At 62.4% G+C, this 12,236-nt stretch carries 6 protein-coding genes; all 6 read left to right on the top strand.

Going from position 1 to position 12,236, the window contains the following annotated elements; genetic code table 11:
- Positions 1-10: 10 nt before the first annotated feature.
- The 6 genes from JOE09_RS03905 to JOE09_RS03880 are packed head-to-tail and all read left to right on the top strand — an operon-like array spanning position 11 to position 12,221.
- Positions 11-979 (top strand): type II secretion system F family protein, encoded by a 969-nt coding sequence (locus tag JOE09_RS03905; RefSeq protein WP_205064861.1) that lies wholly within the window; start codon positions 11-13, stop codon positions 977-979.
- Between the two features lie 14 nt (positions 980-993).
- Positions 994-1,848, top strand: a complete 855-nt coding sequence (locus JOE09_RS03900; protein WP_205064860.1) for a tetratricopeptide repeat protein — start codon at positions 994-996, stop codon at positions 1,846-1,848.
- Positions 1,845-2,351, top strand: coding sequence for a TadE/TadG family type IV pilus assembly protein (locus JOE09_RS03895; RefSeq protein WP_205064859.1), 507 nt, complete (start codon positions 1,845-1,847; stop codon positions 2,349-2,351). Before JOE09_RS03900 ends, JOE09_RS03895 begins: the two co-directional genes overlap by 4 nt.
- On the top strand, positions 2,344-2,931 hold the full coding sequence (locus JOE09_RS03890; RefSeq protein WP_205064858.1) for a TadE/TadG family type IV pilus assembly protein: 588 nt from the start codon (positions 2,344-2,346) through the stop codon (positions 2,929-2,931). The genes JOE09_RS03895 and JOE09_RS03890 overlap by 8 nt, the downstream gene beginning before the upstream one ends.
- Positions 2,924-4,501, top strand: coding sequence for a hypothetical protein (locus JOE09_RS03885; RefSeq protein WP_205064857.1), 1,578 nt, complete (start codon positions 2,924-2,926; stop codon positions 4,499-4,501). Before JOE09_RS03890 ends, JOE09_RS03885 begins: the two co-directional genes overlap by 8 nt.
- A 37-nt stretch (positions 4,502-4,538) precedes the next feature.
- Complete coding sequence (locus tag JOE09_RS03880) at positions 4,539-12,221, top strand: putative Ig domain-containing protein (RefSeq protein ID WP_205064856.1); 7,683 nt, start codon at positions 4,539-4,541, stop codon at positions 12,219-12,221.
- The last annotated feature ends 15 nt before the right edge of the window (positions 12,222-12,236 follow it).

Raw genomic sequence — 12,236 nt, 5'->3', positions numbered from 1 at the left:
GCCGTAAATCATGAGTCATAACCCGGATTCTATGCTGTGGCTGGCGCTGCTGCTGATTGTTGCTGGCCTGTGGCTGCTGCTGAGAAGCCGCCGCAGCGGCGCGTTGCAGCGCCTGCAGGCGCGGCTGGCACCGCATATCAGTAACGGTGACGCAGAGCAGGGCGGCACGGTGGATGAACTGAGCATTCTGCGTAATCAGGGTGCCGCACTGTCGCCACAGCTGGAGAAAGTGCTGCTGCCGGTGGCGAGTTTCGGCGAGCGAATGGCGGGGTCGGACCGCGATCGCCAGCAGCTGCGCCGTCTGCTGGACCTGGCCGGATTCCGCCGCGTGGAAACGCTTGGCTGGCTGCTGAGCGGCAAGCTGGCGTTCGGCGTGGCGCTGGGACTACTGCTTAACATCGGCGCACTGCCCGCCGGGGATCGCTTCAGCCTGACCGGGCTGGCGGCGATGCTGATTGGCTTCTTCGTTGGCGGGCTGCTGCCGGAGTTCTGGCTGAAGATGCGCGCCGCCGGTCGCGGTGAAAAACTGGCCCGTGCGGTGCCCGATGCGCTGGATCTGATGGTGGTCTGCGCTGAAGCGGGCCTGCCGATTGGCCGTGTTTTGCAGGTGGTCTCGAAAGAGCTGGGCCTGTCCGCACCGGAAATGGCCGACGAGCTGCGCTATACCGCCGCCGAACTGCAAATTCTTGCCGACCGTAACACCGCGCTGTATCACCTGGCCGAGCGCACCCGCGTGGCGGAAATCGAAAGCATGGTCGCCACCCTGCTGCAGGCGGAGCGCTACGGCACGCCGCTGTCTCAGGCGCTGCGCACTATTGCCGATGAAAGCCGTAAAACCCTGCTGCTGACCCTGGAAGAGAAGGCCGGGAAGCTGCCCGCGCAGCTTAGCGTACCGCTGATGGCCCTTATTCTGCCGCCGATTATCGCCATTATGGCCGCTCCCGCGCTGCTGCGCGTGATCCGCCTGCTGGCCCAATAACGAGAGATCCTGAAATGCTGATGAAAAACGCTCCGTCACTGTTTACCCCGCGCCTGCTGCTGGCGCTGATCTGCGGCCTGATGCTGGCCGGGTGCAGTTCCGGCCTGACCCTGAAGGGCAGCAAAGATGAAGGGCTGAAGCTGGCGCGCCTGCTGCGCGATCAGGGTCGGCTGGAAGCGGCCAGCGAGGTGTATGCCCGCCTGGACGCACGCGGCAAGCTGAACGGAGCCGAGATGCTGGAATACGCCACCGTCAGCGCACCGGTGCAGCAGCCGGCTCAGGCGCTGGCGCTGTATGGCCGTGCCCGCAACGCGCTGGGCGGCAATATCGACAAAATGGCGGACACCGAAGCGCTGGCACTGTGCCTCGGCATGGGCCGCGCCGAGCTGGCGCTGGGCCGCATGACCACTGCCACGAAAGATTTCGAGTGTGCGCTACGCCGCGACGGCAGCAACGCCACTGCACTCAACGGCATGGGCGTACTGCTGGATGCCCAGGGCCGCCACGATGAGGCCCGCCGCCGCTTCGAGCAGGCGCTGCAAAGCGAGCCGGGCAACGTGGCGGTGATGAACAACCTCGCGCTCTCCTGGCTCTCCAGCGGCCAGCCGGATCGCGCCATCGGCCAGCTGCGCACCGCCGATATGAACAACCCGTCGCTGCGCCTGAATCTGGCGCTGGCGTATCTCTACAAAGGGGATGAGTCCGCCGCGCGCGACACGCTGTCCCATCTGGCCGCGTCCGACCGCATTGACGGGCTGATCGCCACGCTGAGCACCCGCGCCGACGAGCTGAAGCAGAAAGGCGGTAACGGCAATCCGCTGCTGTTGGCCAGCACCCAGATGCTGCCGCTAAGCGAAAACGCCCAATGACAGGCGGAAAACTGCGCCGCTTCTCCGCCGCCGCCCGCTGTGAACGCGGGGTGATTGCCACCGAGCTGGCGTTCCTTGCGCCAGTGGTGCTGGTGGGCGTGATGATGCTGTTTGAGCTGGCGCGCATCGGCCTGGTGATCGGCATCGGCAGCGTGGCGCTGGATAACGCCGTGCAGTCGTTTCGCCTGGACACGCTGGAAAGCGAAAGCGCCAGCGATATGGCCGATTCGCTGCGTAGCCGCATGGTAAAAGCGGGCTACGGCTATATCTCCGCCGACGATCTGTCGGTCAGCGTGCTGCACTTTGACAGCCTGAGCGAGCTGGGTGGCCTGACGGTGTCCGACGACGAGCAGGGCGAAAATCGCCAGACGCTGCCGGTCTGGTCGGTGACCGTGCAGATCAAAAAGGAGTTTCTCTCGCCGCTGCCGGAAGTGCTGTCGCTGGGGAACACCTTCCGCTACCAGTACAAACACGTTTTCGGCACGGAACTGAACGATGAATAACCTTCTGCGTCGCCTGTGGCGGCAACAGCACGGCTCGCTGGCGGTGGAAACCGCGCTGGCGCTGCCGATTGTGCTGGCGGCAGGGGCGGTACTCACCGACCTGATTACCGTTGAGCTGGAGCGCGAACATATGGAACAGCGCGCCGGGGCGATTGCTTCGGTGCTGGCGATGCAAAGTGAACTGAGCCGCCAGGGTCTGAGCGGACTGCTTGCCGCTGCTATTCCCGACGAAAACACCGGCAGCTACCAGCTGAATATCGCCAACGTGCGGCAGAATCGCCAGGTTTACTGGCAGCTGTCACGCGGCAATAACACCGGTATTTGTACCGATAACGTGGTGCCGACAGGTAGCACCTGGCCCGGTGAACTGCCGGAAGTGAATGAAGAGTCGGGGAAAGAGAATGTGTCGATGATTGTGGTGGAACTGTGCCGCAACGGCAGCGATATCACCATGCTGGGTGGCCTGACGGTGAAAAACCAGCTGAAGGTTTCAGCCATTAACCGTGTTACCCGCAATACCCTGACGCTGGACGCCACGCTGGCGGCGGAAGCCGGGCTGGAGGAAGACGCCGATGAATAACTCCCTCAGCGTACTGAACCGCGCGGTTCGCCGTTTCTGCCGCCAGGAAAAAGGCGCAGGAACCGCTTTTTACGTGCTGGGCATGATGGCGCTGCTGGTCAGCGGGGCCTTTATTCTCGACAGCGTACAAACCACCGGCGACGCGGCGCAGATCAAGCGCGCGGCGGATGCGGCGGCGCTGGCGGTAGGGCGCGAGTCGCTGATTAAAAATAACAGCAGTTTCGGCGACGGTGAAAAGCAGCAGCTGGCCTGGGAATACGTGCGGACCAACCTCGGCCTCAACAGCCGCCTGGCGGAACAGCTGCGGATCTCCGATATTGCGGTCAGCGAAGGGCGGACGGACAAAGCCCATCGCACCTTTACCGTTAGCGTCAGCTACGCCAGCGATCCTGAACTGCTGGATGTCGGCTCGCAGGAGCAGGAGATCTACTCCACCGCCGAGGTGATCTATCGCCCGGCAGAACTGGCGATGATACTGCCGAACACCTCCAGCGAGCAGGCCGCCGACCTGGCGGTGCTGCGTCGCCTGACCAATACCTTTGCCGATGAGTTCCTCACCGACTTCCCCGACAGGCGAATGGCGCTGGTGCCCTACAGCCAGTCGGTCAGCGTCTGGGATGCCGATAACTGGAGCACCCGCATCCGCAGCTGGTCGCTGACCCAGGCGCTGACGCCGGTCGAACTGACCTCGCTGTTTCGTAACAACGACTACGGTATTGCCAATATGGCCAGCCGCATGATGCCCGATTTGCAGTCGAAGCGGATGTGCCTCTATCGCGGGCTGGACCAGGGGGATAACTACTTCTGGGAAGAGGCTCCGGCCAAAAGCTTCTGGATACATTACCGCCACGATCTGCCGATAAACGCCACCTGGATGCCGTTTATTCAGTGGGTGGGGCCAAACCCGGACTTCGGCCAGGCCACCGGGGTGAACGACACGCGCTTTATCGTCGGCGATAAGGGCTGCCCGACGGCGGCGCTGCTGCCGCTGACCGACGATCTTGGCAAGATCTCCGACCGCCTCAACCAGATGGAGTCGCACTTTAACGTGAACTACGCCATCGCCATGGGCTGGGGCGCGATGGCGCTGTCCCCGGCATTCCGCGGCGGTGACGGCTGGGGCGACAGCGAATATCCGCTGGACTTTAACGACAGCGGCAGCGGCAACCTGAAAGTGATTGTGATGATGGCCAACACCACCGGCGACTGGTTCGACACCGATTCCTATAACGCCTGGGTGGGTGAGGCGATCGACGGCGGCGAAGAAACCGGACAGGCCACCCCGGCCGCCACCGCGCGCTTCCGATCGCTGTGCAACAGCTTCCGCAACCGCGATATCAAGTTCTATTTCATCGGCGTGCGTCCGGGCGATCCGGAGGATTTTGGCCGCGGGCTGTTTGACCGCATTGCGCTGCCCGGTTTGCAGGTGTGTACCAACAACGATGGCGGTTCGGTGGAGTTTGCCGACAGTTCCAGTTTCTCCGGGGCCGAAGGTCAAATCAGCAACAAGCTGGATGACATTCTGGCGAGTATCGATAAACAGAGCAGTTCCGTACGCCTGATCGAGTAATTCATCCGGCAGAACGCGTTAATTATTAGGTGAACTCATGAAAAAATCATCCACACGCCCGGCCTGGAGCCTGACGCTGGCGCTTGAGCCGCGCATGATGTTTGATGCCGCTGCGGTCACCACCGCCGCCGACGTGGCCGACGCCACCGCCGTTGCCACCACCGCACCGGTCGCCACCGCGACGCCGGTCAGCGATGCGGTGTTTAGCATTGACGCTTCCGGCACGCCGGGTGCCGACGTGCACCTGTTCAGCAACGCCAGCGTAGCGGCGGACAGCAGCGGTGACGAAATCAGCAAGCTGACCATCAGCGTTAACACCAGCGGCAGCAACCAGGCGCTGGTGATTGACGGTACGGCGATTACTCTGACCACCACCAGCGCGTTCGGTGAAACGGCCAACAGCCACTACTCCTACAGCGTGGCGATTGCCGATAACACCACCACGATTACGCTGTTTTTGACCAATGCGGGTACGGTGACCCCCGATGCGGTGGAGACACTGATTAACGGCATCAGCTATCGCGCGCTGGACGGCGAGGTGGCTAACGGCACCGTCACCGTGCGGCTGGGAACCCTTAGCGACGCGCAAAACCACAGCACCGATCTTGATATCAGTAGTACCGTCACCATCGATAACGATAAAAACCTCGCGCCCGAAGTGGACAGCACCGGCGACCTGACGCTGCTGGACGATCTCACCGTGTCCGATCTTGCCGACGGCGCCAATGCCGTGAGCTATTCGCCGGACGGCGCATTCGCCTACGTCGCCAGCAGCAAGGGAAGTGTGGTGGTCTACAGCGTTTCCGACAGCGGCGTACTGACCAAACTGCAAACCTTCAGCGATACGGCTAATTTTGCCGTGACCAGCGGCATGGCGGTGGGCGATAAGGCGGTTTATCTGCTGAACGTGGTGCTGAGTGCCGATGGAAATAGCGCCACCAGTTCTATCATCACGCTGACCCGCGCCGCAGACGGTACGCTGACCTTCGCCAGTAAAGAAGCCATCGGCGACAAGCCGATCAATATGGCCATCAGCGAGGATGGTAAACAGCTGTATATCAGCTCGAATGTGAACGGGATTTATATCTATGATATCAATGCCCAGGGCGCGCTGACCTTTGCCGATCGTCTTACCACCAACGTTGACCGCCACGCCGGATTGACCTCGGTGGGCGATTATGTGTTTGTGATGAACCCCGGCGGCGAGTTTGAAACGCTCACCGTGCTGAAACGCGTGACAAAAGATGGCGTGAACACGCTGGAAGAAGTGACCAATACTACGGTCACCTCAACGCGTGATTTCACCTATCAGTATCAGGTGGCCGCCAGCAGCGACGGCAGCGTGATTTATACCCTGAATACCAACAACGGCAAACTGATTGCCTGGAGCTTCAACGGCAGCGTTTTGACGCAGATTGAAACCCGCACCATTTCCTCGGCGAAAGACGTGGTCATCAGCAGCGACAACACTTTGCTGTACGTTAGCACCAGCAGCGGCGAGTTGTCGGTCTATGCCATTGCCAGCACCGGTGCGCTCACCCTGGTCAGCAGCCAGACCACCGGCGGCAGCACCGCGCTGGCCAGCAACGGCACTTCGCTGGCGGTGGTCGGCGGCAGCAGCGTGGAGGTGTACACCTCGCTGATCACCTACACCGTCGGCGGCAGTCCGGTGGCGGTGACCACCGGCATGAACGTGTCCGACAGCAACTTCGACGTGCTGAATAACGGCGCGGGCAACTATAAAGGGGCCTCGATCACCCTGACCGCCTCCGGCAGCAGCGACAGCCAGTACAGCTTCGCCAGCGACGGCGGCCTGACCCAGCAGGGCAGCCAGCTGCTGCTCAACGGCAGCGTGATTGGCACCGTTGCCGCCAGCGGTAATACGGTGAAAATCACCTTCACCGCCGACGTGACCACCGCCACCGCTAATCAGGTGCTCCAGCAGGTGATGTGGGCGACCACCGGGACCAGCAGCGCGCTGGTGACGCTCAGCGTGGTGGTCAACGACGGCCAGCTGAACAGCAACACCGGCACCGTACTGCTGCGCGTCAACACCAGTCCGCTGCTCAACCAGGAGGTGGCCGCCGGATATACTCTGCCGCAGGCCACTACCGAGACGGACTACTGGCTGGAGCTGCCTGCGCTGTTTAGCGATGCCGACGGCGAAAACCTGATCTGGAGTGTCACCGGCCTGCCGGACGGTCTGACCTTTAATGCCGAGACCCACACGATTTCCGGCTCCACTACGGCAGTTGGCACGTTCAGCATCACCATCAGCGCGAAGGACAGCACCGGTGCCTCAGCCAGCCTGACTCTGTCGCTGGCAGTGGCGCAGATTGATAACCGCGCGCCGCAAACCAACTGGGACGCCAGCAGCCAGCTCAGCTCGGCGGTGGTCAACGAGTCGTTCACCATGAAGCTGGACACCACGCTGTTCAAAGATGCCGATGCCATTTACGGCGATACGCTGACGTGGACGGTGGAGGGCCTGCCGGAAGGGCTGACCTTCGATGCAGAAACCCTGACCATCAGCGGTACGGCGACCTCGCTCAGCGATAACTACCTGACCATTACCGTCACCGATAAGTCCGGCGACAGCGCCAGCCGTGATATGACCCTGCGGGTGATTACCGCCGATGAGGCTGCCAACACCCAACCGACGCTTGGCCCGCAGTCCAGCTCGCTGATTTACACCTCGAAGGGTGGCCTTGAGAACTATGGCTACTACGTGGACGCGATCAAGCTTTCCGACGATGGCACCAGCCTGGTGGTGATCGGCGGCACCAGCACCAACTGGGGCGGCACCATTTACGTTAGTGTGTACAGCCGCGATACCAGTACCGGCGAGCTGACGCTGCAAAAAACCTATACCCAGGGCAGCGTCAATGACGGTAACGACGCCAACGGTATTGAAATCGACGGTATTCAGGGCACCACCCAGTCGGCCTTCTCCGCCGATGGCAACACCCTGTATCTGTCCGGCACTAACAGCAGCGGCAAAGCGGTGCTCCAGGCATTTACTCTCGGCGACGACGGTTCGCTGACGCTGATTTCTGGCGCGGAAATCGGTGCCACGGCGGTGAAGCTGGTGGTGTCCGATGATGGCAGCAGCGTTTACGCGGTGAGCGCCAGCGGGCTGTACCGCTACAGTGTGGATGCCCAGGGCAAACTGACCGCACAGGAAAGTTTTACCGGGCTGAGTAGCGTACTGAGCATGAGCCTGGACGCCAACGGTACGCTGTACGTCATCAGCAGCACCGGCAACATGAGCCTCTATAGCACCGACAGCAGCGGCGTATTGAGCTATGCCGGGAAGCTGACCCGCGATGGCACTGCGCTGACCTGGACCGATAAAGACGGCAATGCCAGCAGCGCGGGCACGCTGGGCTCCAGCAGCGGACTGAACGGCACCTTTACCCAGATGTCGGTTTCCGATGACGGTTATGTCTATGTGGTGACCGGCACTAACGGCTATCTCACCGTGCTGCATTACGATGCGGCGAACGGCAGCATGAGCCTGATCTCGTCAAAATCTGTCAGCTCCGAGGTCGGTGGTTTCCCGATGTCGGTGACGGTTTCCGCCGACGGTACGGCGCTGTACGTTGGCACCAATGCGGCCAGCCTGGCCGTGTACACCATCGGTGAAGATGGCAGCCTGACTTTCCGCAATACCCTTCAGGGCGACGGCGCGATGATTGCCGTGGCGGTCTCCGACGACGGCAAATCGATCTACGGCGGATCGCGCTACTACAAAACCGGCCTGCGCTCATTCGACAGCTCAACGGATCTGGTCTCCGTGGCGTGGACCGAACGCGGCAGCAACGAGATCGCCAGCCAGCTGGTGCTTCGCGACGTCGACTATGATGCGGCCAACGGCGGTGCGGGCAACTACAACGGCGCCACCATTACCATGGAACGCGAGGGTTGGGCCAACGCCGACGACAGCTACAGCCTGAAAGAGGGCAACGGGCTGACGCTGGAGAACGGCAACATCCTGCTTAACGGCACCGCCATTGCCAGCTTTACCGTCAGCGAGGGCACCCTGACGGTCACCTTTACCGCCGACGTCACTACCGCCGTCGCCAACCAGGTTCTGCATCAAATCAGCTGGCAGAGCACCAGCAAAGCGCCGGGCAGCACCCTGACGATGGTGGTCAGCATCAGCGATCCCTGGACCACCGCCAGTCAGTCGGTTGAGGTCAACGTTACCGAGATTAACGACGCGCCGGAAGTCAGCAGCCAGGCCACCGACCCGACCTATCGCGACACCAGCGGCAGCACGCTGGTGTTCAGCAACACGGTGGTGGATACCATCGAGAACGACCAGAGCATCGTACAAATCACTCTTAGCGTCAGCGGGCTGGTGAACGGCGAGAGCGATTATCTGGTGATTGACGGCAAAAACGTCCTGCTGGCCGACGGCGTTCGCGTGCTGACCGACAGCAATATCGTGGTCACCGTCAGCGTCACCGACGGCGTGGCTTCGGTCACTATCGTCAGCGACGCGGGCATCAGCGCCGAAAAGGCGCAGACGCTGATCAACACCCTTAGCTACGGCAACCCGGATGCCTATCTCGGCAGCCGCGAAATCGTGCTGACCGGCATTAAAGACAACGGCGGCACCGCGCTCGGCGGCAGCGACAGTACCGATCTGGATATCCATTCGGTCATCACGCTACAGGCGCAGGACGCGGGCCCGCAGCTCAGCTCACCGGATAGCGATAAGCTGGCCTGGGCCGGAAGCCTCAGTGAAGTGAGCGGCCTCGGCACGATTATCCAAAGCGTGCTGTCGGACGACGGCACCAACCTGTACGCCATCGACGGCAGCGGCAAGGTCGCGCTGTTCAGCCGCGATACCGCCACCGGGGCGCTGACCTGGCTCGGCAACATGGACAGCGGGCTGGGTAAAATCGACAAGATCGCCCTGATTGATAACGGCAGCAAGCTGGTGATCAGCACCAGCGGCAAAGCGGAAGGCGCGCCGGATGATGAAATCAATTACAGCCTGAATATCTTCAGTATCGGGACCGACGGTACGCTGACGCAGCTCGATACCGTGCAAATGTGGGATATCAGCTCGGTGCTGGTCTCCGACGACGGGCTGACGATCTACGTGTATAACCAGAGCGGTCTCAGCGCGATCGCCATCGATGCCGAAACCGGCAAGATGACCAGTCTCGGGGATGTCGAAGCCAATGCCTTCGATCCGCCGCACCTGTGGCAGCCAGTTGCGCAGGTTATCAGTGGCGACTATCTGTTTATCGTCACCGATCCGGTATCCAGCCAGTTCCCCAACGCCATTATCGTCTACCAGCGCCAGGCGGACGGCACGCTGGCGCTGCTCGGCGCGGTCTTCGATCAGGACACCGACGCCAGCGGCAGCAAGCTGTCTATCGACTCACCGTCGGCAATTACCGCCAGCGAAGACGGCAGCCTGATCTATGTCGCCACCAGCAGCGGCCTGCAAATCTTCAGCCTGAACCAGAAGAGCGGCCAGATCGTGCAGACGGGCGTGATGAGCGATATCAGCGGGGTGACCGCGCTGGCGACCAGCAGCGACAGCCTGTACGTCACCCTGAGCGACGGCACGTTGCAGGCTTACAGCATCGGCAACAGCGGCAAGCTGACCCTGACCTCCAGCTGGAGCAGCAGCGAGTACGCGGCGCTGAATGGCGCAACCAAAATTATCACCACCCGCGACGGTGGGGTGATCGTCAGCGGCAGCCAGCTCGCCAGCCTGATTACCGTGGTGGAAGAAGTGCGCTACACCGTCGGCAGCGGCGCGGAGCTGAACTTCAGCAGCGACGTTACGCTGAAGGATAAAGCGCTGGATCTGCTTAACGACGGCAGCGGCAACTACGGCGGGGCGAGCGTTACCGTCACCGACAGCAGCGGGCTGGGCAGCTTTGCCTTCACCGCCGACAGCGGCCTGACGCTGAACGCCGACGGCCAGGTTGTGGATAACGGTACGGTGATTGGCAGCTTCAGCCAGCACGATGGCGTGCTGGTTGTGACCTTCGCCGACGGCGTCAGCAGCGCCACCGCCGGGCGGGTGATTAGCAGCCTGGTCTGGAACAATGCGGACAACAGCACCGGACGCACGGTGACACTGTCACTTATTGTCAGCGACGGTGAGCTGACCAGCGGTGCCTGGCAGCAGGCTGTCACCATTAACCACGCGCCGCAGAGCACCGACGTCAGCTATCAGCCTGCGGTGATCACCCTCGGTACGGCGTACACCGCGACGCTGCCACAGGGGATGTTTACCGATGCTGATAACGACACGCTGAGCTGGAGCATCAGCGGCCTGCCGGACGGCATCACCTTCGATGCGGCCACCCGCACGCTGAGCGGCACCGCCACCTCGGCAGGGGTCTATTCCCTGACCATTACCGTGACCGACGGCGACGGTGCCAGCGCTACCCGCCAGCTTGAACTGCGGGTGAATACCACGCCGGAGTTGGGCACGGGCGAAACCAGCTTCAGCGTCTCGTCCGGTACGGCCATTAGCGTGGCGCTGGCCGATACGCTGTTTAGCGATGCCGACGGCGATGCGTTGACCTGGCAGGCGGATAACCTGCCTGCGGGACTCAGCTTCGATGCCGAAACCCACACGCTGAGCGGCACGCTGCCGTCCGGGCGCTACACCCTGACGCTGACTGCGACCGATGCCTGGGGTGCCAGCGTCAGCCGCACGCTGGTGCTGCTGGCTAACCGCGCGCCGCAGGTCACCGACGCTACCTTTACCCCGGACCAGCCGATTGCGGGCATCAACTGGCAGCAGACGCTGCCCGCGGATCTGTTTAACGATGCCGATGGCGATGACCTGACCTGGAGCGTCAGCGGACTGCCGGACGGGCTGAGCTTTGACGCCGACAGCCGCACCCTCAGCGGCCGCGCCGCCACAGACGGCAGCTACCTGATTACCGTTAGCGTCACCGATCCTTACGGCGGCGTGGCCAGCCGCACCTTTACGCTGACTATCCAGCCTGCGGGCGCGGGAGTCTCACCGGTAGTGATGACCCCGGTCACGCTATTCCCACAGGCGGACGGCGATGCCGAACGCTTTATCTGGCAGGAGCGCGAGCCGGAATTTATCCCGGTCAGCGCCGAGGCACCGCGCGATCCGCTGGTGCTGAGCGATACCCCGGTGCTGGCCAGCGGTCCGCTGGACTACCAGGCCGCGCCGTGGCAGCTCGATCCGCTGATGCCAACGCTGATGCCGACGCTGGAGAAGGTCAACTTTACTTCCCGTACCGCCGATAACCCGGCGCTGGCGCGCGCCACCGCATGGCGCGGTGAATGGCACGACGGCGGCAACGGCCAGCAGGTCTATGCGCTGCCGCCTGGCCTGGCGGGGCGCGGCGGCATTGTGTCGGTTCAACTGGCCAACGGTCGCCCGCTGCCGGAGTGGATACGCTATGACGCTGCGCGCAGCGAACTGCAGATTAACGCCGCCGATGCCGGCCGCGTTGGTCAGGTTCAGCTGCGCCTTGAGCGGGCAGGTGGCGCTCCGGCGCTGCTGTTAACGCTGCACGGCAGTGAGTCTGCGCGCGCGGCAGCGGAAACCAGCGAACGGTTCCTGATACCGACCACCGGGGTACGCGCTCAGACGCAGCCGGATGTGGCCTTTAATCAGGGTGTATCACACTCGCTGAATGCCCTGCGCGGCGACGGCGACGATTTGCTCCAGGCGCTGAATGCGCTGGCGCGTGACTAACAGGGATTTAACTTT

It is taken from the genome of Pantoea coffeiphila (assembly GCF_016909495.1).
Lineage (GTDB): Bacteria > Pseudomonadota > Gammaproteobacteria > Enterobacterales > Enterobacteriaceae > Erwinia > Erwinia coffeiphila.
This window is presented reverse-complemented; position numbering and strand designations above follow the sequence as displayed.